The sequence below is a fragment of the Butyricicoccus sp. AF18-9LB genome, assembly GCF_027684505.1.
Taxonomy (GTDB): Bacteria; Bacillota; Clostridia; order Oscillospirales; family Butyricicoccaceae; genus Agathobaculum; species Agathobaculum butyriciproducens.
Map to the genome: position 1 here is coordinate 105,310 of NZ_JAQCWA010000002.1, position 21,709 is coordinate 127,018.

Here is a 21,709-nt window from a genome sequence, read left to right on the forward strand (position 1 = left end):
ATTTTGTTTAGGATGAGAAAACCCCGGAGAATGTACCCTCCGGGGTTTTCTACGCCTATGGATAATGTGTTATCGTTTGAATATAGTATCGCACCGATCTTGCGATAATGCAAGCACTCCGCCGATTATTCTACCGGAATTGTAGTATCACCGATGGTGACGGACGCCACTTCATCAAGCGGGAGAATGGTATCGAACGTGCCCTGGCGGGTGCAGACGGTGTTGCCGTCATGCGGGTCCATGCTGCCGCCGTTGCCTGGCACGTCGATTACAGTGCCGTCCTTCTTATTGATAAGCAGTTTTGCGGAAAATGCGTCCCATGTATCGCGGTGGCTGGCGGGTTCCTGACCGCTTTCGGCATTCTCAAACGGTGCTTTGCCATCAACCGTGTAGACAAAGTTATAGCCGATAGGCGAGAGCAGGACTTTATTGATCGTTGCGGTTTTGCCACCTACTTGAATAGACTGACCGGCAGGCAGTTCAACCGCGCTGTTATCGGCCTCCAGCTTGAACTTGAGATGCCAGGTACCGTCGGCGATGGTTTTGGTTTCAGCGCCGTTATCAGTTACTGCTGTCAGGTCGCCGAGCATAATCTTTGCTGTACCACCGGTCGTAACTGCGTCAGTGTACGACATGGTTTCAACATACTGAATGGCATTATCATTCGGATTTTCGTCATAGAAATAGCTACTGCCGATTGCGCCTTGCGCATTCAGGCCGATATTGCTGTCTGCACGATTCCAGTACACATTCAGCAGACCGGTATCCGGGTTTTTCGTGCAGTCGAACGCCGAACCGTCCTCCTTTTCGAGCGTGTAGGAGATAAGGTAGTTGTAGCCATCAAACAGAATCGCATCCGCGGTGACGGTCACGCCGCCCGCCGTATCGCTCGCGCCGATTGGGCGGCCGATCTGGTCGATGATTTCGGTGTCTGCTGTTGGACCGAATACGCCGGCAAATGCGTCGCTCGCGGACTTGAATACGCCTGTTGCACCCGCACCGATGCTCAGCACCAGAGCGGCAGCCACGCCGACCGCCGTAATGCGCGGGAAACGGCGTACACGATGAATGGCAACCGGATGCTCCGGCTGCTCGGCGGCAGTCATCAGGCGATCAACCATGCGGCTTTTCGCTTCTTCGGAGAAGCAAAGCTCGTCCAGTGCAGAATTATACATTTTGTTATCATTATACTCTCTGTTCATAAAGATCCCCTCCCAAGGTGGTGCGCAGGCTTTTGCGCCCGCGGCTCAGGTGTGCGGAAACGGCAGACTCGCTCTGACCGAGCAGAGACGCGATTTCGCGCACGGAATAGCCCTCGTAGTAGTGCAGATAGACCGCTTCACGGTATTTGCGCGGCAGCGCCATCACCGCATCGAGCACATCGGAATCCGGTGCGGCAGGTGTGGGTGTCGCGGCAGCGGCTTCCAGACCGACATTGCGCCGGTGCGCGGCGCGCAAGCTGTCCTTGCAGGCGTTGGCGGTCGCGCGGATGATCCACGCTTTTTCGTGCGCCGGACTGTCAAAGGTTTGACCGCCGGTCAGCAGCTTGAGGAAGATATTCTGGCAGATGTCCTCGGCATCGTGCGTGGACTTCAAATAGGTGTAAGCCAGCCGCAGGATTAGGTCGGAGTACGTCTGCACCAGACGTTCGGCGTCCGCCCTGTTAAATTGTTTCATTGGTCTCAGCTCCTTTGGAAAGCAACGTTGTTTCACCTATAATACGATTGAGGATTGCGTATCCTGACAGAGAGGATAAATTTATTATAGGTAATCCCGCATAATTGAACAAGAGCGATTTACGAATACATTTTGTGTTCTGATTGAATTGTGCGGTGTTGCCTATAACATAATTCGTTAGCGGGTACCGTTCCCGCGCGCCGCAGCGTACATCGCCCGCTTTTCGTCAAGCGTAAAACCTTCGATTTTGCAAGGGATAGAAAGACACCTGTCCGTCTGCGCGTTGTTTTTCAACAGAATGCCCAAAAAATGCAGGTAAAATTGTAACAAAGTAATTGTTAAAAAATCTACAAATACTCTTTGCAGAAAGCCCTGTTTATGGTATCCTGTTAAAAGAGCACATGCGCTCTGCCGGGAGCGCTCATAAGATAGTATAAAGGGAAGACCCGCTCAATGGGTCGCAAAGGAATTTAGGAGGATAAAACAAGCTATGGCTATGAGAGGTGTAGAAACCCGTATTCAGGAGATCCGCCACCGCATTTTCACCGAGGTTGCCCGTATGGCGTACCATACCGAGTGGCCGACCGACCGCCGTATCGAAGCACTGCCGTACGATATCATGCCGGGTGAGGTTGGCAACATCCGCAATGATATTTTCCTCGAGCGCGCTATCGTAGGCGAACGCCTGCGTCTGGCGATGGGTCTACCGTGCCGCAGCGCCGCCGAGCACGCGCCGCTGTCCGACAACATCGAGGCTGCCACCCGCGAGGAGACCTACTACACGCCGCCGCTGATCAACGTCATCAAGTTCGCATGCCATGCCTGCAAGGAAAATGAGGTCATGGTCACGGACGGCTGTCAGGGCTGCATGGCGCATCCGTGCGTTGAGGTATGTCCCAAGGGCGCAGTATCGCTCGATCGCTTCAACGGCCGTTCTGTTATCGATCAGGAGAAGTGCATCAAGTGCGGCCGCTGCATGGATGTCTGCCAGTATCACGCCATCATCCGTCAGGAGCGCCCGTGCGCGGCAGCCTGCGGCATGGATGCCATCCACAGCGACTGCAATGGCAGAGCAGATATTGATTACGAGAAGTGCGTTTCCTGCGGTCAGTGTCTGGTAAACTGCCCGTTCGGCGCGATCGCAGACAAGTCGCAGATCTTCCAGATGATCCGCGCCATTCAGGCGGGCGAGCGTGTCTACGCCGCTGTCGCACCGGCGTTTGTCGGCCAGTTCGGCCCGAAGATGACACCGGGCAAGCTGCGTGCCGCGATGAAGCGCCTCGGCTTTGCGGATATTATTGAGGTCGCGATCGGCGCGGACCTGTGCGCCGCACAGGAGGCCGAGGACTTCGTTAAGGAAGTACCGGAAAAACTGCCGTTCATGGCAACATCCTGCTGTCCGGCATGGTCCGCAATGGCGAAAAAGCTGTTCCCGGATCAGGCAAACTGCATCTCGATGGCCCTCACCCCGATGACGCTGACCGCTCGACTGGTCAAGCACCATCAGCCGGGCGCAAAGGTTGCGTTTATCGGACCGTGCGCGGCAAAGAAGCTCGAAGCAATGCGTTCGGACGTACGAAGCGAGGTCGATTTCGTGCTGACGTTCGAGGAGATGACCGGTATTTTCGCCGCACGCCATATCGACGTGGAAAATCTCAAGGAGGACCCGCACGGCATCAACGATGCATCCACGGACGGCCGTAACTTTGCGGTATCCGGCGGTGTAGCAAATGCGGTTGTCAACGTCATCAACGAGAAGCACCCGGACCGCGAGATCAAGGTGGCAAACGCCGAGGGTCTGCGCGACTGCCGCAAGCTGCTGATGGCCGCCAAGGCCGGCAAGTACAACGGCTATCTGCTCGAGGGCATGGCGTGCCCGGGCGGCTGTGTAGCCGGTGCGGGCACAATGCAGTCCATCAAGAAATCCGCTGCGGTAGTCGGCATGTATGCCAAGCAGGCGGAACACCAGACTGCAACCGGCACGCATCATGTTGCCGAGCTGGATAAGCTGGTTGATTAAAAAATAATGCTGTAAAAGCCACTGTATCGACTGATATGGTGGCTTTCTCTTGAATAGAGCAGATGAATGGTGATGAACAAGTAACTGTTCTGGACAAAAACTGTATCCGGAGCTGCAGCAGTATTGCGCCGACCCGTCCTCCGGCGTGTGCCCCTGTTACAACGTGGGAGATGAATTTGAATTCTACCGCGATGATGTGCGGGACGATTTCTGGCACATGGGTATCAACACGCTGACCCAAACCACCGGTGATGCTGATGCCGTTGCAGGCGGTCCGAAACTGCCGTTCTGCTTCGAGGTCTGGGATGCGATTTCGTGCTGTATCTATACTGGACTGCAGGGCGGCTCGATTATGAAAGGCTGGAGGAAGCGCGAAAACGAGATGATAACCTGCTGTTCGGACGAAGCGCGGCCGGTTATCTTCAACATCGAGAGAATCGACTGCGAATAAAATGCAAAAGCGGCAGAGGCTGTGCCTCTGCCGCTTGTTTTTACTTCTCCGGAGGCGTAATTGCCACCTTCATTACACCGTCGCGGCGCTTCTCAAACAGATCGTACGCCGCTTCAATCTCATTCAGCGGGAAAATATGCGTGATGAGCGGTGTGGTATCCAGCTGACCGTTTTCGATCAGCCGCAGGATTTCTGCGGTGTCGCAGCCATCCACGCCGCCGGTCTTGAAGATCAGGTTTTTGCCGTACATATCGGGCAGGGGAAGCACCTGCGGCTTGTCATACAGTGCAACAACGGTGACAACGGCGTTCGGACGGGCGCACTCCCATGCAAGACGGAAGCTTTCGTTCGAGCCTGCCACCTCGCAGACCACATCCGCGCCGCCGTGTGGGCTGTTCAGCTGCACGAACTCCTGCGCGTGGTCGGGCGTGATGGTGAGCACATCGGGATAGCGCTCGCGCACAAAGCGCAGCCGCGCCGGATCGGGGTCGCAGATGATGATCCTGTGTGGGTGATGCAGCATGGCGCACAGCATGGTGCAGATACCGGTCGGCCCGGCACCGAGGATAAGCACGGTGTCGCCCTGCCTGATCTCGGAAATCCTGGCGGCCCAGTAGCCGGTGGCGAGCACATCGCCGGCAAACAGCGCCTGCCGGTCGGAAACGCGATCGGGAATGACGGTCAGACCCTGATCGGCATACGGTACGCGGACGTACTCCGCCTGACCACCGTCAATCCGGCAGCCGAGTGCCCAGCCGCCGTTGGGATCGGTGCAGTTGTTGACAAAGCCGTGCTGACAGAAAAAGCAGTGTCCGCAGAACGTCTCCACGTTGACGGCTACACGGTCGCCGGGTTTGACGGTTTTGACTGCCGAACCGACCTGCTCGACTACGCCGACCATCTCATGGCCGACCGTAATACCGGGTACGGCACGCGGCACCGAGCCGTGCTTGATGTGCAGATCGCTCGTGCAGATGCTCGACATGGTAACGCGCACTACCGCGTCTCCTGCATGCGTGAGAACGGGTTCCGGCTTGTTCTGCAGGGCAAACTCACCCTGTTTTCGATAAGTGTAAGCGAGCATAGTTTACGGCTCCGTTTCGTTAAATGTTATATCCATTATACGGGAGGGCGAAAAGAAAGTCAAACTGTGTCGATTTTATAAGGTGCCGAGAGTCGGGAAAAACCGCGCCAGAAAGAAAAACAGCACCGGCAGGAAGATCGCAGGCAGCAGGTTGCCGACACGCAGCTTGCTGTTGAAGATAAGATTCAAGCTAATGGCAAAAATCAGCACGGAGCCGACACACGACATTTGACCAATCAAGACATCGGTCAGCCAGGGACGGATGAATCGTGCCATCAATGTAATGCCGCCTTGATAGAAGAAAATCGGCACAATAGACAGGTATACGCCCTTGCCGAGAGATGCGGCGAAGAGAATCGAGGCAACACCATCCAGAATAGCCTTGGCAATCAGCATGGTTGGGTCACCATTCAGACCATCGTTTAATGCACCGACAATTGCCATTGCACCGACACAAAACAGAAGAGATGCGGTAACGAAGCCTTCAACAAATCGGCTGTCCCCTTTGGCAGCAAAGTGTGATTGACAGAATGCACCGAAATCCTCCAGTCGCTGCTCGATATTCAGCGCTTCACCGATGACAGCGCCGAGTGCCAGACAGAGTATAAGCAGCATGGTATGCTGGGTGCCGATTTCGCCATCCTGTATGGTCAATACTTCGCTGAGTGTTCCGCCTATACCGATAAAGCAGGTGGTTAGTCCCAGTCCCTGCATGACCGTTTTTTCAAAGCGTTTCGGCAGACCGTTTTTTAACAGTATACCGATAGTAGTGCCTATAAGCACCGTGCCAACATTTACAATGGTTCCAAGACCAATCATAAAAAAATCCCCTCGTTTCACTTTACAACGCTAAAGTTTATTGTAAAGCAAAATGAGAGGATTGTCAATTCAGCGCAGACAGAACGGCGTTTTGCGGAAATGCCCGCCGCCGATTCTCCGTTCGGGATCGGGAAGTGCAAGCGCAAACAGGTCGTCCGCGAAGGCATCGCGGCAGAGTGCCGCTTGCAGATTTGCGGGCAGCCGTTTTTCCGTTGCCGGCTTGACGATAACGGGCAGAGCAGCCTGCTTGAGCGCCGCCCGTCCGCGCACGCCGAGTGCCAGTACGCGCAGATAAGCAGGGGAGACGGGCGCGTCTGCCTCCACACCGAGCACGGACCGCAGGAGCGCACGGCGCACACGAGCCGCCGGAAACCGCCGCGTTCGAGCCTTTTCTACAGCATCCGAGAACGAATGTGCCGTATAGACCGCCTTGCGGAGCCGCTCGTCAAAGCCGTCTGCCGAGCCGCTCTGCATTCTGCCCTGATAGAGTGCCGTCCGCAGCAGCGCGAGCAGTGTGTCCTCCGGCAGAGCGACCGGCGCTTCACCGCAATCTGCGGCCTTCTTCCATACAGCGCGAGCCGCAGGCGGCAGGAACGGCGCACAGAACGCGAGATCTCCGGCTCTCAGGTGCGTTCGCAGCAGGCTGGCCGATGCAAAGCCGCTGTTCGACGTCTTTGCATCGTGCGCCGCGCCCTGCCGGAGCACCGCAAGCGGGCGCATCCCGAGCGGGAGCAGGAAGCGGCAGTATTCCACGGCGAGCGTGTTGTTCGGGTTATCCAAAAGAACGGCAGCCTGTTTGTTGACTTTGCTGAGTTCTTCCTGCCGTCTGGCGGCGTAGGACAGGTGCGGAGAGCCGGATTCACCCTCCATCGGCAGGCTGTTCAGGAGTTCTGCCGCCTGTAAAAGCAAATCCGCATCCGCAGTCTCCGCGCCGAACGACACCATGCCGCACCCGAGTGCGTGCAGCGTCTGCACCGCACCCTTGGCGAAGCCCTCCGCCGAGGACAGCGCCGCCGCAAGCGGCAGTTCAACCACGAGGTCAGCGCCGCAGCGCACGGCCATTTCGGCACGCGCGTACTTATCCAGCACGGCAAAATCGCCGCGCTGGACGAAATTGCCGCTCATCACGCACACAATCACGGCGTTTTCGCCGAGGCTGCGCCGGGTTTCGGCAATATGGTGCAGATGCCCTGTGTGAAACGGATTATACTCGGCGGTGATGCCGCATACGGTCATGACGGTGCTCCTTTCAGTGAGATGACAGCGGTCTGCAAGGTAAAAACCTCGAAAAAGGGGTTGTACATTTGCAAAGAATCGTGTAGAATAAAAATATAGCATTATTATATAGGCTTCCGCGGCTTTATGCAAGCCGCCAAATACGGCATAAGGGAGTTTTCACAAATGAAAGTATTGGTAATCAACGCTGGCAGTTCTTCGCTGAAGTACCAGCTGCTCGACACCGAGTCGGGCGAGGTAATGGCGAAGGGCCTGTGCGAGCGCATCGGCATCGACGGTGTGCTGACCCACACCGGCAACAAGTCCGATGAGAAGTTCAAGTTTGACATCGCAATGCCCACCCACAAGGAAGCGATCCAGTCTGTTATCAACATTCTGCTCGATCCGGAAAAGGGTGTAATCTCCTCCATGAGCGAGATCGACGCAGTAGGTCACCGCGTTGTACACGGCGGCGAGTTCTTCTCGGACAGCGTTATCATCACCGAGAAGGTCATCAAGGCTATCGAGGACTGCGTACCGCTGGCACCGCTTCACAATCCGCCTAACCTGACCGGCATCCAGGCTTGCCGCGAGGTTATGGGCCCGGACGTTCCGATGGTTGCAGTATTCGATACTGCATTCCACCAGACCATGCCGCAGTCCCACTACATGTACGCTGTACCGTACGAGTACTACGAGAAGTACAAGATCCGTCGTTACGGCTTCCACGGCACCAGCCACAAGTACGTTTCTCAGCAGGCTGCTGAGATGCTCGGCCGTCCGCTCGAGGAGCTGCGCCTGATCACCTGCCACCTCGGCAATGGTTCTTCTATCTGCGCAATCAACGGCGGCAAGAGCTTCGATACCTCCATGGGCTTCACTCCGCTGGACGGTCTGCCGATGGGCACCCGTGCCGGCAACATCGACCCGGCTATCATCGAGTTCCTGGCTGAGCACGAGCACATGGATGCACATGAAGTCATCAACATCCTGAACAAGAAGTCCGGTATGCTGGGTATCTCCGGCGTATCCTCCGACTTCCGTGATCTGGACGCTGCAGTTGCTGACGGCAACGCGCGTGCTGCTCTGGCGAAGGATATGTTCAACCTGTCCGTTAAGAAGATCATCGGTTCCTACGTTGCTGAGATGGGCGGCGTAGACGCTATCATCTTCACCGCAGGCGTAGGTGAGAACGACCGTTCGGTTCGCTGGGATGTCTGCGAGCACCTCGAGTACCTCGGCATCAAGATCGACCCGGAGAAGAACAAGTACCGCGGCAAGCAGATGGATATCTCCATCGACTGGGCACGCGTTCGCGTTCTGGTTATTCCGACCAACGAGGAGCTTATGATCGCCAAGGATACCGAGCGTCTGGTAAACGAGGCCAAGGCTCAGTAAGTCTTTCGTCAATTAGACAAATATGGGGGCGGAGCATAGGCTCCGCCTCTGTTTTTGCCCGGAGAGGAAACTTTTATGGAGCAAATTGATATCCCGCAGGAGCGCCGCTACTGCTCGAAGCTGGGATTTTCCGCGCTGGCGATCATGCTGTGGTCGATCTTCTGGCAGTTCGGCCTGTACTGGCTGGACGGCTGGATCCTGCCGTTCCGCATGCCGGAAACGCTGTATTATCTGCTGCTGCTCGTCGGACATTATGCAGTATCGCTGCCGATTGTGTTCTGTTTATGGCGCAAAACACCGCCGATGCCGTTCTGCAGGGAGCGGGCAGGCGCAAAGCGCATGGGCCGCTGGTTTGTCATCGGCTGTGCGCTGATGTGGCTCGGTTCGCTCATCGGCACGAATATCAACGACATGGTCTACGCTCTGACCGGACGCGATCCGGTCGGCATGGTGGACGAGAGCTTTTCGCAGATGCCGATGGCGGCGGTCGTTCTCGGTGCGTGCTTCATCGGTCCGCTGTGCGAGGAGCTGGTGTTCCGCGGTCTGCTGGCCGGCCGTCTTGCGCGGTACGGGCAGAAGCCGGGCGCCTTCATTTCTGCACTGCTGTTCGGCCTGTATCACGCCAATCTGGAGCAGTTTTTCTACGCCTTTACGCTCGGTCTGCTGCTGTCCTACGCGTACTACCGCACCGGACTGCTGCGCACCTCGGTGCTGCTGCACATGCTGTTCAACATCATCGGCTCGGTGGTGCCCATGCTGCTGCCGGATACCATAGCCGCGCAGTCGGCGCTCGGTCTGTTCTGGATGGCAATGCTGGTGATCGGCATGATCCTGCTCGTTCGCGGCAGAAAACAGCAGGTCTGGCTGCACGGACCCTGTGCGCCGTCGCTCAAAGCCGTTTTGCAGAATGCAGGCATGTTTCTGCTGATCGTCGCCTGCTTTGTGCAGACCGTGTTCAATTATCTATAAGGAGGAACGTCCATGCGGGTAGACCTGCATATGCACACCGGATATTCGGCCGATGCCCAGTATCCGCAGTCCATCGACGATAAAATTCACGCCTGCGAGCAGGCCGGACTGGATATCATCGGCATTACCGATCATCTGGATTTTCTGCGTTCGGGCGGCACGCGCGACAACCGTGACCCGGAAGCATGTGCGCGCGAGGTATGGGAAAAGCGCCGTCCGGCAGGGAACGGAGGTATTGAGGTTCTGGCGGGCATGGAGATCGGCCAGATGCACGCCACACCGGACGCGGACGATTTTGTCCGCACGCATCCGTTCGATATGGTCATCGGCTCGCTGCATGCTATGCCGAACGATCTGGATATCTACTTTCACGACTTTCCGAATATGGACTGCGACAAGTTCCTGCACGAGTATTTCGATCAGCTGCTGCTGCTCGAGGAGCACGGCGGCTTTGATGTGCTGGCGCATATTGACTATCCGCTGCGCGTGATGAAGCACGGCGACTATATCCCGTCGTTTGACAATTATATGGACCGCGTACAGCAGGTGCTGCGCTCGTGCATCGACCACGGCTATGCGCTTGAGCTGAATGCTGCCGGCATTGCGGGCTGGCAGAAAAAGGTTGGTCCACCGCAGAATATTCTGTACGAATACAAGCGCATGGGCGGCGAGCGCATCTCGATCGGCTCGGATTCGCATACGCTGGACACCGTGGCACGCGGCGTAGACGACTGCGTGAAGAATGCACTCGACGCAGGCTTTACCCACGTTACCGTGTTCCGAGAGCGCAAACCGGTGCAGATCGCACTGAAATAAATGTAGAGGCTGAAATAACATGTTTTTTGGAAGAAAGCAGGAAATTACACACGCGGATACGACCGTTCGTGCCCGTGCAAAGATCAACTTGACGCTCGACGTCACCGGACGGCGGGAGGACGGCTACCACACGGTGGAAATGGTCATGCAGTCGATCGCACTGCACGATACCGTGCGCGTTACCACCATTCACGGCGAGAAAAAGCCGCGCGGCATCGTGCTGAGCTGCAGCCTGCCGTTTCTGCCGACCGACGAGCGCAATCTGGCGTACCGTGCGGCGGAGCTGTTCTACAAGGAGACCGGCGCACTGCTCGAAACCTGCGAGATTCACATCGAAAAGCGCATTCCGGTTGCGGCAGGTCTGGCGGGCGGCTCGACGGATGCGGCGGCTGTGCTGCGTGCGCTCAACGCATTGCATACAGCCGGTCTGACCGACGACGAGCTGTGCGAGATGGGACTTAAACTGGGTGCCGATGTGCCGTTCTGCCTGCGCGGCGGCACCATGCTGGCGCAGGGCATTGGCGAGGAGCTGAGCCTGCTGCCCGATATGCCGCACTGCTGGGTCGTGCTGTGCAAGCCGCCGTTTGCGGTGCCGACCAAGGCGGTCTATCAGGAAATCGACAGCGTGGATATCCTCGAGCATCCGGACAACAAGGGCATGATGGCTGCACTCGATCAGGGAGATTACGAGGGCGTGTGCGCGTACCTGTCCAACGTGATGGAGACCGTTACGGCGGCAAAACGCCGTCAGATTGGCGAAATCAAGTCGTTTCTCGCAGAAAACGGTGCGGACGGTACGCTGATGAGCGGCTCCGGTCCGACCGTGTACGGCCTGTTCTCGGATGAGAGCCGCGCCAAAACGGCAGCGAAAATGCTGCGTCGCCGTTTCGCAGATACATTCCTGACGGAAACCTGCAATTAAACGGGTATAGAAAGCCGCCTTTCGGGCATACTGGGTACACCGGATGCAGAAAGGCGGTTTTGTTATGCAGAAACAGGATAGAAAGGCACTCGCGGCAGTGCTGACAGCGGTTTATGTGCTGTTCTGGTCGGCGTTTGCGCCGCAGAGTCCTCGTGCGGCATGGTGGTGTACGGCGTTCTCCATCACCTGCGAGGAGGCGGCAGGTGAGAGCAGAACAGGCAGCGACCGGGTGGAATTTCGGTCACTTCTGGCAGACTTGCTGCTTCACAAAGATAACACTTAACTTTTCAGTCGCTCTATGGTATAATGACACAGTGAAACACGAAATTCATTTGCCAACGGAGGAAATTTATGAAGATCATTAACGAAAAGGGCAAGCTGTTCGGCATCATCAATGTTGTCGATCTGCTGGTGCTGGTCGCTGCGATCGCTGTCGTAGCCGGTGTCGGCTACAAGCTGTTTGCCAAGCAGATCAAGGAGGTTGCGTCTCCGCAGGTCTCCCTGACGATGACCGTCCGCGTACGCGGTGCAACGCCGTTTCTGGTAAACGAGGTGCAGCGCAACAGTCAGGTAGGCAAGTCGCTGGTAAACGGCAACAGCTATGTCAATGCGCAGATCACTGATATGAAGATCGAGGATTACAATCAGCAGGTTACCACCGCTGACGGCCGCATTGTAACGGCAACCGATCCGGAGAAGAAGGATCTGGTATTCACCATCACGACCAAGGTTTCCAAGGGCACGCCTGCACCGGCCATCGGTACGCAGGAGGTGCGTGCAGGCCGTACATTCATTGTAAAGACCAACGATTTTGAGACGACCGGCAACATTGATTCGGTCGATATTGCGGATAATTAAAGCCTATGAAAGCGTTATTTGAAAACAGTCTGTTCGTGCGGCTGCTGATGTGTCTGCGCGCATGGTACCACGAGGGCGCTATCGCGGGATTCTTTAACCGTATCCGGCAGGCGTACCCAGGCTCGGTATTCTGCCGTCTGTGGAATAAATTCTGTGCGGCACCGATATGTACAGCGGCGAACAGCACCTATGCGCGGATTCTGGCAGCGCTGCGCCGGTTTGTCGAAAAACTGGGCGGAATTGCGGCAAACAGCCTGATCTACCGCATCTGCCTTGCCGTCTGGCGGCCAATCGAGCGTGTCGCAGGCGGCGGCCTGATCGGCAGAGCCTGCAGGTTCGTAGGCATGCGCGGTCTGCTGCTGATTTGTCTGGCGATGTATCTGCCGCTCGATTCCGCTGTCCGCTGGGTGTCGGACGCCGGTTATCTGCCGTCGTTTGTGGCATCCGTGTGGGATGAGTGTCTGATGCTTGCTGCATTTGCGTACATCCTGTGGCACATGGCGATGAAGCGTGCGCCGCTCGGCTCGCGTGCTACGCCGGTGGACGCATATCTGCTGCTGTTCATCGCGGTCGGCTTTTTCCTGATGTGTGCGGTTTCTCCGAATACGCATATCGCGGTAGCGGGCTACCGTGCGGTTGTGGAGTACCTGTTCTGGTTCTTCCTCGTCACCCGCCTGATTGAGAACGACCGCGATTTCGCGGTATTCTACGGTGCGCTCGTCGTGATGGCACTCTGCATTGCGGCGCACGGCATTTATCAGTATATCGTAGCCGCGCCGATCCCGTCGAGCTGGGTCTCTCAGACCGAGGCCAGCGTGCGTACGCGTGTGTACTCGCTCACCGGCAGCCCGAATATCATGGGCAGTCTGCTGGTGCTGTTTGCCCCGATGGTGGCAGGACTTGCATATTACAGCAGTAAAATGTGGGTCAAGGTGCTGGCTATCTGCGCGACCGGCATGATGTGCCTGAGCTGCATTTTCACCTTTTCCAAGGGTGCCTGGGGCGGTCTGGCAGTAGCCGTTGTGATCTTCGCCATCTTTCTGGACCGTCGTTTGATCGCTCTGATGGGCGTGGCCGGTGTCGGTGCACTGCTGGCAATCCCGTCTATTGCGAACCGCATCACTTATCTGTTTACCGCGGATTACCTTGCGGCAAGCCGCCGTGCAGGTCGTGTTATTCGCTGGTCCAAGGGTCTTAAGCTGCTGCAGGAAAGCGATCCGGTGCTCGGCTTCGGCCTCGGCCGCTTCGGCGGCGCGGTTGCCATGCAGAACAAGGTCATCGAGGAGACCAAGGATTTCTCCTACTTCTACATGGATAACTATTATCTGAAAACGCTGGTCGAGATGGGTTATCTCGGTCTGGCGTTCTTCATCCTGCTGCTGTTCGGTCTGGTGCTGTGGAGCCTGCGCTCGATCGGCCGTACCGGCTACACCAAGGGCGACCGCACGCGCGTGCTGGCGGTTCCCATGTTCGCAGGTATGTGCGGCGTGCTGGTGCACTGCTACTTCGAGAATATCTTCGAGGTGCCGTATATGATGGCGTATTTCTGGAGCATGGCGGCAGCGGTTATGTACCTCGGGTACTTCCGAAAACGAAAAACCTGATTTTTTAGAGAACCTTCGTGAGAGGGTTCTCTTTTTTTCTCGGCACCGACTCAGCGGGGCACACGAACCGCGCAGGCGGTTCGCTCCTAACGGGCGGGGAGTTTTTCGCTGAACCTCAGCAAGGGGAGTACGCCGTCTGCGGACGGCGGGGACGTTGCGGCGCCCGCCGCGGGGGCAAAAAGGAAGGGACACCTGCGGTTTCCCTTCCTCTTTGAACTCCTACCTTTCCCTTGTTGGGATAGCTTGGGTGCAGACGGTAGACTGCGTAAGCAGGAAAAGGATGCGGCAGTCGGGTTACTCTTGCGTGCCTTTCTCCGCCTTTTCGCAGTTCACAGACAGCGTACTGCTACACAGACGGTTTACTTCCAGCAGAGCGCGGCATAACCGTGCCGCGCAAATCCTTGGCACGTTGTAACGCACGGCATCTGCGAATTTAGATGTTTGGTATCATTTATCCTGCGTAGGTGCTGTCCGTAACCTCCGGACTAACGAATTGCGCGACATGGGTATGTTGCGCCTGCTGGAAGTAGCCGACCTGTGTAGCAGAACACTATCCGACCCTGCGAACAGGTCACGAAAAACACGGAAGAAAAAATCCTCTGCCGTTCCCCTGTTTCGCAGCGGTCACATGTCGGTAATCTGCGTCAAATTAGGAAGCAAGGGAAAGGTAGGAGTCCAAAGAGGAAGGAAAACCGCAGGTTGTCCTTCCTTTTTGCCCCTGCGGCGGATGCCGCACGTTCCTGCGTTCCGCAGAGCACAAATCCCACTGAATCGCAGGCGAAAACCTCGATTTAACATAGATTTTACTCGAAAACACACACTTTACCTAAACTTAACGAACTCTCGCTTTTGCATTTTACAAAACTTCCGTAAGATAATCTTGTAACAAAAAATGAAGACGAATGTAAAAGGAGAACAAATTATGAAAAAGAGCATTTCCATGCTTCTGGCAGCACTGATGCTGACCGGTGCACTGAGCGGCTGCGGCGGCAGCTCCTCTTCCGATTCTTCGGATTCCCAGGCAAGCGGTAATGACAGCGGCGTATCCGGTGCGATCACCGTTATCTCACGTGAGGATGGTTCCGGTACGCGCGGCGCGTTCATCGAACTGACTGGTGTAGAGGAGAAGAACGACGCAGGCGAGAAGATCGACAATACCACCGCGGATGCCGAGATCGCCAACAAGACCGATGTTGTACTGACCAGCGTAGCAGGCAACGAGAAGGCTATCGGCTACATTTCCCTCGGTGCGCTGAATGACACCGTAAAGGCTGTCAAGGTAGACGGCGCAGAAGCTACCGTAGATAACGTAAAGGCAGGCACCTACAAGCTGTCCCGTCCGTTCAATATTGCAACCAAGGGCGAGCCGACCGGCGTAGCCAAGGATTTTATCAACTTCATCCTCTCCAAGGAAGGTCAGGCTGTTGTAACTGATAACAAGTACATCGCTGTTGACGACAATGCAGCAGCCTTTACTTCCGACGGTTCTTCCGGACAGATCGCAGTCGGCGGTTCCTCCTCGGTATCCCCGGTTATGGAGAAGCTGATCGAGGCGTACAAGGCTGTAAACCCGAACGCAAGCATCGACCTGCAGACCTCTGACTCCACCTCCGGCATGACCGGCACGATGGACGGCACCTTTGCCATCGGCATGGCATCCCGCGAGATGAAGGACGACGAGGCTGCACAGCTTACCGGCACCGCCATCGCACTTGACGGCATCGCAGTAGTCGTAAACCCGGCGAACACCATTGACGACCTGTCTATGGATCAGATCAAGGGTATCTATGTCGGCGACATCACCGACTGGGGCGACCTCGCGTAAGCGAATTCACAGACTGATAAAACAGGGCGAAGCGATTCGCCCTGTGCCTGTATAGGAGAAAGATTATGAAAAACTTTCGGGAAAACCTGATGCACATGGTGTTTTTTCTCTGTGCACTGACCTCCATCTTTGCGGTGGTGCTCATCTGTATTTTCCTGTTTGCGAACGGTGTGCCTGCCATGAGGGAGATTGGCCTGCTGGACTTCCTCACAGGCGCGAAGTGGAAGCCGGGCAACGACATTTACGGCATCCTGCCGATGATCCTCGGCAGCCTGTACATCACCGCCGGTGCGATCGTTATCGGCGTGCCGATCGGTCTGCTGACCGCGGTATTCATGGCATTCTACTGTCCGAAAAAACTGTACGGTCTTCTCAAGCCGTGCACCGAGCTGCTGGCCGGTATTCCGTCTATCGTATACGGCTTCTTCGGCATGGTCATTATCGTACCGGCAGTTCGTGTGGTGGCAGGTGTGTTCGGAGCGGATATTTCTGGCTCGTCCATTCTGGCGGCGTCCATCCTGCTCGGCATTATGATTCTGCCGACCATCATCGGCGTGTCCGAAGCGGCGCTGCGTGCGGTTCCGATGAGCTACTACGAGGGCGCCGTCGCCATGGGCGCACGGCATGAGCGCGCGATATTCACGGTTATGGTACCGGCTGCCAAGTCCGGCGTGCTGGCCGGCATCGTGCTCGGCATCGGCCGCGCCATCGGCGAGACCATGGCGGTTATCATGGTAGCGGGCAACCAGCCGCGACTGACCGGCAGCATGCTCAAGGGCATCCGCACCATGACGGCAAACATCGTGCTTGAGATGGGCTACGCCACCGGCCTGCACCGTGAGGCACTTATTGCGACCGGCGTTGTGCTGTTCGTATTCATTCTGCTCATCAATCTGGCATTCTCGGTTCTCAAAAGGAGGAAGGAAGCATGACAAGAGAAGCTGTCTCTGCTGCAAAACCGGCAATGCGCGCACAGGCAAAGACCGAAAAGGTGCACGGCGCCGCATCTGCGGCTGTGCTCAAGGGTCTGGTGTACGGCGCGGCTGTGCTGACCTTTGCGGTGCTGCTGTTCCTGCTCGGCTATATTCTGGTGACGGGCATCCCGCATCTCAAGCCGTCGCTGTTTCAGTGGGATTATACCTCTGAGAACGTCTCGATGATGCCTGCCATTCTCGCTACGGTTGAAACGACCGCGCTGGCACTGCTGCTGGCCGTGCCGCTCGGCCTGTTCACCGCCGTGTACCTGAATGAGTATGCCAAGCGCGGAAACAAGCTGGTAAACGTCATCCGCATCACGACTGAGACGCTTTCCGGCATTCCGTCCATCGTATACGGCCTGTTCGGCATGCTGTTCTTCGTCACCAAGCTACACTGGGGATACTCGCTGCTGGCCGGTGCGATGACGCTGGCGATCATGATCCTGCCGCTCATCATGCGTACCGCTGAGGAAGCACTGATGGCGGTTCCGGATTCCTACCGCGAAGGCTCGTTCGGTCTGGGCGCCGGACGTCTGCGCACGGTATTCCGCATCGTGCTGCCTGCTGCGGGTCCCGGCATCCTGTCCGGTGTTATCCTCGGTATCGGCCGCATCGTCGGTGAGACCGCGGCGCTCATCTTTACCGCAGGCACCATGGCACAGATTCCCGGTCTGTTCCAGTCCGGTCGTACGCTGGCCATCCACATGTATGTGCTCTCGGGTGAGGCGCTGCACATGAACGAGGCAAATGCTACCGCAGTCGTTCTGCTGCTGGTGGTCCTGCTGATGAATACGCTTTCCGCTCTGGCAGCGAAAAAGCTGACCAAGAAGTAAATGGAGAATGAACATGGAAAATAAGATCGAAATTCACAATATGAATCTGCATTACGGCGATTTTCACGCCCTGCACGATATCAATCTGGATATCAAGGAGAAGGAGATCACTGCATTCATTGGACCGTCCGGCTGCGGCAAGTCTACGCTGCTGCGTTCGCTCAACCGCATGAACGATCTGGTGGAAAACTGCCGTATCACGGGCGACATCATGCTCGATGGTCAGGATATCTACAAGAACTGTGACGTCAATCTGCTGCGCCGCCGTGTCGGCATGGTATTTCAGAAGCCGAACCCGTTCCCGATGTCGATTTATGATAACATCGCCTATGGTCCGCGCACGCACGGCATCAAGAGCCGTGTGCAGCTTGACGAGATCGTTGAAACCTCGCTCAAGCGTGCCGCTATCTGGGAGGAGACCAAGGATAACCTCAAAAAATCCGCGCTGTCCATGTCCGGCGGTCAGCAGCAGCGTATCTGCATCGCGCGTGCGCTTGCCGCAGACCCGGAGGTGCTGCTGATGGACGAGCCGACCTCTGCACTTGATCCGATCTCCACCGCGAAGATCGAGGACCTTGTGCTCGAACTCAAAAAGGATTATACTATCGTTATGGTAACGCATAATATGCAGCAGGCCACCCGTGTTTCGGATACGACTGCGTTCTTCCTGCTTGGCGACATGATCGAAGTGGATGACACCGAAAAGCTGTTCTCCATGCCGTCGGACAAGCGCACGGAAGACTACATTACGGGGAGGTTCGGCTAATGAGAAACCGTTTTGACAATCAGCTTGCGGAGATGAACAATGAGCTGATCTCGATGGGAGCACTGTGCGAAAACGCAATCGCCAGTGCGGTAAAGGCTCTGCTTGAGGGCGATATCAAGCTGGCGGCTGCCGCCATCCGCATTGATCAGGAGATCGACCGCAAGGAACGCGAAATCGAGTCCATGTGCCTCAAGCTGCTGCTGCAGCAGCAGCCGGTTGCAAGCGATCTGCGTCTGATCTCGTCCGTGCTGAAAATGATCACGGATATCGAGCGCATCGGTGACCAGGCAAGCGATATTGCGGAGATTGTAACATATCTGTCCGGCGTGTGCGGACACAACGCGCACATCGACCGCATGGCGCAGGCGACCATCAAAATGGTAACCGACAGCCTGGATGCGTTTGTCCGCCGTGATCTGACCCTTGCATGGAGCGTTATTGAATATGATGATGTGGTGGACCGCCTGTTTGACGAGTGCAAGAGCGACCTTATCGCGGAGATCGCGCAGAACCCGGAGGACGGCGAGCGCGTACTCGATGTGCTGATGATCGCCAAGTATCTGGAGCGTATCGGCGACCACGCGACCAATATTGCCGAATGGGTGGAGTTTTCCATCACCGGCTCGCATAAAAGTGCAATGCACGGCGCGGAAGCGGCGGCACGCTGACAGAAATCGGAGTGTAATATATGATATACTGTGTGGAAGATGATGCGGGTATCCGCGAACTGGTGGTGTATACACTGCGCAACACCGGTTTTGAGGCTGACGGCTTCGAGGACGGTGAGGCGTTGACGGCTGCTCTGAAAAAATGCAAGCCGCAGCTGATTCTGCTGGATATCATGCTGCCCGGCGAGGACGGCATCACCATTCTGCGTCGTCTGCGCGCAGCACCGGATACGGCGAGGGTTCCGGTCATTCTGCTGACTGCGAAAAACACGGAGTACGACAAGGTAGTCGGTCTGGACACCGGTGCGGATGATTACATTCCCAAGCCGTTCGGCATGATGGAGCTGATCGCGCGCATTCGTGCGGTCCTGCGCCGCACCGAGGATATGCAGGACAAGAATGAGCCGCGTCCGCTGGTAGCCGGCGGCATCTGTGTGGATGAGCGTGCTCACACCGTATTCGTTAACGGGCAGGAGGTGCAGCTGACACTCAAGGAGTATCAGCTGCTGTGCCTGCTGATGAAAAACCGCGGTGCCGTGCTCACGCGCGATGTGCTGCTCGAGAATATCTGGGGTTATAATAATGAAAGCGAAACCCGTACGGTCGATGTGCATATCCGCACGCTGCGGCAAAAGCTGGGCGCGGACGGTGCGCTGATCGAGACTGTCCGCGGTGTCGGCTACCGCATGGGGGAGCACACATGAGAAAGCGCGTATTCGGCAGCATTTTCCTCACGTCGCTTGTCACGCTGCTGCTGACGACCGGGCTGCTGCTGCTGGCAGTTCACGCCGGTCTGACCGATGACATGCGGCAGCGGCTGGTGACGGAGAGCAGCTACCTGTCTGCGGTGGATGACATTCGGGAGGAACTGGAGGAGTGCGGCTCGGTGTACGCCGACCGTTTGACGTTGGTCGCGCAGGATGGTACTGTGCTGTACGACAACCGCACGAATGCCTCCGAGATGGAGAACCACGCCGTCCGTCCGGAGATTGCGGCGGCAGAGAAGAACGGCACGGGCGAGGACAACCGTCTGTCCGAAACATTCGCTGAGCAGACGTTTTATTACGCGGTCCGTCTGAAAAACGGCGATATTCTGCGTATTTCCGCAACTGCGGACAGCGTGTTCGGCGCACTGTCGAATGCGTCACCGTGGATTGTGCTGATCATCCTGCTGACGCTGCTGGTTGCAGCTGTGCTGGCAGGCTGGCTGACCGGTCTGTTCCTCAAGCCGATCGAAGCACTCGACCTGCATGATCCGATGAAGGGCGAAGCCTATGACGAGTTGTCGCCGCTGCTGCACCGTATGGACAAGCAGAACCGCAAAATTCAGGCGCAGATGGACGAGCTGCAGCGCCGTCAGGCCGAGTTTGACGACATTACGGCCCGCATGGACGAAGGTCTGGTGCTGTTTTCCGGCAAGGGCATGATTCTGTTCGCCAATCACGCTGCGCGGGCGCTGTTTCCGCATGACAGTGCGGAAGGCAGCTATCTGACGTTGTGCCGCGATGCGAATTACATTCAGGTGGTCGAGCAGGCGCTCGACGGCAAAGGCGCGCACGGAAAACTCGAGCGGAACGGCCGCATTTATGAACTTACGGCAAGCTCGGTGGGGGAGAACAGCGCATGGCACGCGGCCGTGCTGCTGATCGTGGATATTACCGAGCGCGAGCGTGCCGAGCAGCAGCGGCAGGAATTTACAGCCAACGTGTCGCATGAGCTGAAAACGCCGCTGACCAGCATCATGGGCTACGCGGAGATCATCGCGGGCGGCATTGCCAAGCCGGAGGACGTAGCGCCGTTTGCGGGCAAGATCCGCACGGAAGCGCAGCGGCTGCTGGCGCTCATCGAGGATATCATTCACCTGTCCCGGCTGGATGAAGGCGGAGAAACGGTGTCCTTTGAGCCGGTGGAGCTGTCCACCCTCTGTGATACTGTGCGCGACCGCCTGCAGAGCAAGGCAGCAGGCAAGGGCATCGCGCTGCGCATCGAGGGAGAACCGGCTGCGGTTTCCGGTCAGCGCCGCACGCTTGAGCAGATGATCTTCAATCTAACGGATAACGCCATCAATTATAATAAGCCGCAGGGCAGTGTGACGCTTGTGACCGGCACAGAGAACGGCCGGCCGTTCGTGCAGGTGGCGGATACCGGCATCGGTATCGCGCCGGCGGACCAGCAGCGCGTGTTTGAGCGGTTCTACCGCGTGGATAAAAGCCACAGCAAGATGACCGGCGGCACCGGACTGGGGCTTTCGATTGTCAAGCATGGTGCGGCGCTGCATCGTGCGGAGGTTGAGCTGAAGAGTGCGCTCGGCGAGGGGACTTGCATTACTTTGCGGTTTCCTAAAGAATGAAATGCGCTCTGCGGAGCGTGGGAGACTGCCGCATCCGCGGCGGGGACAAAGAGGAAGGGACACCTGCGGTTTCCCTTCCTCTTTGAACTCCTACCTTTCCCTTATTTGATAGCCCGGCGAAAATCAGAGAGCGGCGACTGCTTCGAAATAAGGGGAACGGCAGAGGATTCTTTCTATCGTAGGGGAGCACAGTGTGCTCCCATTTCTTGCCCTATTCGCAGTGTCAGATAATGTACTGCTACACATACGGTTAAATCTACGCAGGCGCGACATGCCCGTGTCGCGCAACCCTTTGGTGCGTTGTAACGCACGGCACCTACGGATTAGGCGTTTGGTACAAGTTATTTTCGCAGGCCCTGTCTGTAACAACGCGCTCACGAATTGTGCGGCACTGTTATGCCGCACTCAGCGTAGATTTAACCGTATGTGTAGCAGTACGCTATCTGTGAACTGCGAA

At 56.8% G+C, this 21,709-nt stretch carries 21 protein-coding genes; 16 read left to right on the top strand and 5 right to left on the bottom strand.

What is annotated here, in order from left to right:
* Nucleotides 1-125 precede the first annotated feature (125 nt).
* Nucleotides 126-1,202 (bottom strand): DUF4179 domain-containing protein, encoded by a 1,077-nt coding sequence (locus PGY33_RS02370; protein WP_118478016.1) that lies wholly within the window; start codon nucleotides 1,200-1,202, stop codon nucleotides 126-128.
* Complete coding sequence (locus tag PGY33_RS02375) at nucleotides 1,186-1,677, bottom strand: RNA polymerase sigma factor (protein WP_118478018.1); 492 nt, start codon at nucleotides 1,675-1,677, stop codon at nucleotides 1,186-1,188. Before PGY33_RS02375 ends, PGY33_RS02370 begins: the two co-directional genes overlap by 17 nt.
* 496 nt (nucleotides 1,678-2,173) lie before the next feature.
* On the opposite strand from PGY33_RS02375, the gene PGY33_RS02380 reads away from it, so the two are divergent.
* Both PGY33_RS02380 and PGY33_RS02385 read left to right on the top strand, forming a co-directional pair.
* Nucleotides 2,174-3,697, top strand: coding sequence for a 4Fe-4S dicluster domain-containing protein (locus tag PGY33_RS02380; RefSeq protein ID WP_270477298.1), 1,524 nt, complete (start codon nucleotides 2,174-2,176; stop codon nucleotides 3,695-3,697).
* A 112-nt stretch (nucleotides 3,698-3,809) separates the two neighbouring features.
* The gene (locus tag PGY33_RS02385; protein WP_442865559.1) at nucleotides 3,810-4,148 is read left to right on the top strand and encodes a TIGR04076 family protein; all 339 of its coding nucleotides are present in this window, start codon (nucleotides 3,810-3,812) and stop codon (nucleotides 4,146-4,148) included.
* 40 nt (nucleotides 4,149-4,188) lie between these two features.
* Here the strand turns inward: PGY33_RS02385 and PGY33_RS02390 are convergent, their stop codons facing one another.
* From PGY33_RS02390 to PGY33_RS02400, 3 genes are all read right to left on the bottom strand, one after another.
* Nucleotides 4,189-5,232 carry an alcohol dehydrogenase gene (locus PGY33_RS02390; RefSeq protein WP_270477183.1) on the bottom strand — a complete coding sequence of 348 codons (1,044 nt, stop codon included), beginning with the start codon at nucleotides 5,230-5,232 and terminating at the stop codon, nucleotides 4,189-4,191.
* A gap of 75 nt (nucleotides 5,233-5,307) precedes the next feature.
* On the bottom strand, nucleotides 5,308-6,051 hold the full coding sequence (locus tag PGY33_RS02395) for a DUF554 domain-containing protein (RefSeq protein WP_118478024.1): 744 nt from the start codon (nucleotides 6,049-6,051) through the stop codon (nucleotides 5,308-5,310).
* Nucleotides 6,052-6,120: 69 nt separating this feature from the next.
* Nucleotides 6,121-7,287: a tRNA(Met) cytidine acetate ligase gene (locus PGY33_RS02400; protein ID WP_270477185.1), complete on the bottom strand. Its 1,167-nt coding sequence runs from the start codon at nucleotides 7,285-7,287 to the stop codon at nucleotides 6,121-6,123.
* 165 nt (nucleotides 7,288-7,452) lie between these two features.
* Between PGY33_RS02400 and PGY33_RS02405 the strand changes: the two genes are divergently transcribed.
* From PGY33_RS02405 to PGY33_RS02470, 14 genes are all read left to right on the top strand, one after another.
* Nucleotides 7,453-8,664, top strand: a complete 1,212-nt coding sequence (locus PGY33_RS02405) for an acetate/propionate family kinase (protein WP_270477187.1) — start codon at nucleotides 7,453-7,455, stop codon at nucleotides 8,662-8,664.
* A gap of 75 nt (nucleotides 8,665-8,739) precedes the next feature.
* Nucleotides 8,740-9,633: a CPBP family intramembrane glutamic endopeptidase gene (locus tag PGY33_RS02410; protein WP_270477189.1), complete on the top strand. Its 894-nt coding sequence runs from the start codon at nucleotides 8,740-8,742 to the stop codon at nucleotides 9,631-9,633.
* Between the two features lie 12 nt (nucleotides 9,634-9,645).
* Complete coding sequence (locus tag PGY33_RS02415) at nucleotides 9,646-10,449, top strand: PHP domain-containing protein (protein WP_270477191.1); 804 nt, start codon at nucleotides 9,646-9,648, stop codon at nucleotides 10,447-10,449.
* Nucleotides 10,450-10,468: 19 nt separating this feature from the next.
* Nucleotides 10,469-11,371 (top strand): 4-(cytidine 5'-diphospho)-2-C-methyl-D-erythritol kinase, encoded by a 903-nt coding sequence (ispE, locus tag PGY33_RS02420; RefSeq protein ID WP_270477193.1) that lies wholly within the window; start codon nucleotides 10,469-10,471, stop codon nucleotides 11,369-11,371.
* 64 nt (nucleotides 11,372-11,435) lie between these two features.
* Entirely contained in the window at nucleotides 11,436-11,654 is a 219-nt protein-coding gene (locus tag PGY33_RS02425) for a hypothetical protein (RefSeq protein ID WP_119214600.1), read from the top strand.
* Nucleotides 11,655-11,722: 68 nt separating this feature from the next.
* Nucleotides 11,723-12,229 carry a DUF4330 domain-containing protein gene (locus PGY33_RS02430; RefSeq protein WP_116704737.1) on the top strand — a complete coding sequence of 169 codons (507 nt, stop codon included), beginning with the start codon at nucleotides 11,723-11,725 and terminating at the stop codon, nucleotides 12,227-12,229.
* Nucleotides 12,230-12,234: 5 nt separating this feature from the next.
* Entirely contained in the window at nucleotides 12,235-13,833 is a 1,599-nt protein-coding gene (locus PGY33_RS02435) for an O-antigen ligase family protein (protein ID WP_270477194.1), read from the top strand.
* Between the two features lie 922 nt (nucleotides 13,834-14,755).
* Nucleotides 14,756-15,658, top strand: coding sequence for a substrate-binding domain-containing protein (locus PGY33_RS02440; protein ID WP_270477195.1), 903 nt, complete (start codon nucleotides 14,756-14,758; stop codon nucleotides 15,656-15,658).
* A gap of 65 nt (nucleotides 15,659-15,723) precedes the next feature.
* Nucleotides 15,724-16,590 (top strand): phosphate ABC transporter permease subunit PstC, encoded by an 867-nt coding sequence (gene pstC, locus PGY33_RS02445; RefSeq protein WP_270477196.1) that lies wholly within the window; start codon nucleotides 15,724-15,726, stop codon nucleotides 16,588-16,590.
* A gap of 32 nt (nucleotides 16,591-16,622) precedes the next feature.
* Entirely contained in the window at nucleotides 16,623-17,468 is an 846-nt protein-coding gene (gene pstA / locus PGY33_RS02450) for a phosphate ABC transporter permease PstA (protein WP_270477300.1), read from the top strand.
* Nucleotides 17,469-17,481: 13 nt separating this feature from the next.
* Nucleotides 17,482-18,234: a phosphate ABC transporter ATP-binding protein PstB gene (gene pstB / locus PGY33_RS02455; RefSeq protein ID WP_442861199.1), complete on the top strand. Its 753-nt coding sequence runs from the start codon at nucleotides 17,482-17,484 to the stop codon at nucleotides 18,232-18,234.
* On the top strand, nucleotides 18,234-18,902 hold the full coding sequence (gene phoU / locus PGY33_RS02460; protein WP_270440403.1) for a phosphate signaling complex protein PhoU: 669 nt from the start codon (nucleotides 18,234-18,236) through the stop codon (nucleotides 18,900-18,902). Before pstB ends, phoU begins: the two co-directional genes overlap by 1 nt.
* Before the next feature lie 20 nt (nucleotides 18,903-18,922).
* Nucleotides 18,923-19,606 carry a winged helix-turn-helix domain-containing protein gene (locus tag PGY33_RS02465; protein ID WP_270477197.1) on the top strand — a complete coding sequence of 228 codons (684 nt, stop codon included), beginning with the start codon at nucleotides 18,923-18,925 and terminating at the stop codon, nucleotides 19,604-19,606.
* Nucleotides 19,603-21,252, top strand: coding sequence for a sensor histidine kinase (locus PGY33_RS02470; protein ID WP_270477198.1), 1,650 nt, complete (start codon nucleotides 19,603-19,605; stop codon nucleotides 21,250-21,252). The genes PGY33_RS02465 and PGY33_RS02470 overlap by 4 nt, the downstream gene beginning before the upstream one ends.
* Nucleotides 21,253-21,709 lie beyond the last annotated feature (457 nt).

Coding starts and splice junctions, on each gene's coding strand:
- PGY33_RS02370 (WP_118478016.1), bottom strand. CDS start 1,202: ATGAACAGAGAGTATAATGATAACAAAATGTATAATTCTGCACTGGAC.
- PGY33_RS02375 (WP_118478018.1), bottom strand. CDS start 1,677: ATGAAACAATTTAACAGGGCGGACGCCGAACGTCTGGTGCAGACGTAC.
- PGY33_RS02380 (WP_270477298.1), top strand. CDS start 2,174: ATGAGAGGTGTAGAAACCCGTATTCAGGAGATCCGCCACCGCATTTTC.
- PGY33_RS02390 (WP_270477183.1), bottom strand. CDS start 5,232: ATGCTCGCTTACACTTATCGAAAACAGGGTGAGTTTGCCCTGCAGAAC.
- PGY33_RS02395 (WP_118478024.1), bottom strand. CDS start 6,051: ATGATTGGTCTTGGAACCATTGTAAATGTTGGCACGGTGCTTATAGGC.
- PGY33_RS02400 (WP_270477185.1), bottom strand. CDS start 7,287: ATGACCGTATGCGGCATCACCGCCGAGTATAATCCGTTTCACACAGGG.
- PGY33_RS02405 (WP_270477187.1), top strand. CDS start 7,453: ATGAAAGTATTGGTAATCAACGCTGGCAGTTCTTCGCTGAAGTACCAG.
- PGY33_RS02410 (WP_270477189.1), top strand. CDS start 8,740: ATGGAGCAAATTGATATCCCGCAGGAGCGCCGCTACTGCTCGAAGCTG.
- PGY33_RS02415 (WP_270477191.1), top strand. CDS start 9,646: ATGCGGGTAGACCTGCATATGCACACCGGATATTCGGCCGATGCCCAG.
- ispE (WP_270477193.1), top strand. CDS start 10,469: ATGTTTTTTGGAAGAAAGCAGGAAATTACACACGCGGATACGACCGTT.
- PGY33_RS02425 (WP_119214600.1), top strand. CDS start 11,436: ATGCAGAAACAGGATAGAAAGGCACTCGCGGCAGTGCTGACAGCGGTT.
- PGY33_RS02430 (WP_116704737.1), top strand. CDS start 11,723: ATGAAGATCATTAACGAAAAGGGCAAGCTGTTCGGCATCATCAATGTT.
- PGY33_RS02435 (WP_270477194.1), top strand. CDS start 12,235: ATGAAAGCGTTATTTGAAAACAGTCTGTTCGTGCGGCTGCTGATGTGT.
- PGY33_RS02440 (WP_270477195.1), top strand. CDS start 14,756: ATGAAAAAGAGCATTTCCATGCTTCTGGCAGCACTGATGCTGACCGGT.
- pstC (WP_270477196.1), top strand. CDS start 15,724: ATGAAAAACTTTCGGGAAAACCTGATGCACATGGTGTTTTTTCTCTGT.
- pstA (WP_270477300.1), top strand. CDS start 16,623: ATGCGCGCACAGGCAAAGACCGAAAAGGTGCACGGCGCCGCATCTGCG.
- pstB (WP_442861199.1), top strand. CDS start 17,482: ATGGAAAATAAGATCGAAATTCACAATATGAATCTGCATTACGGCGAT.
- phoU (WP_270440403.1), top strand. CDS start 18,234: ATGAGAAACCGTTTTGACAATCAGCTTGCGGAGATGAACAATGAGCTG.
- PGY33_RS02465 (WP_270477197.1), top strand. CDS start 18,923: ATGATATACTGTGTGGAAGATGATGCGGGTATCCGCGAACTGGTGGTG.
- PGY33_RS02470 (WP_270477198.1), top strand. CDS start 19,603: ATGAGAAAGCGCGTATTCGGCAGCATTTTCCTCACGTCGCTTGTCACG.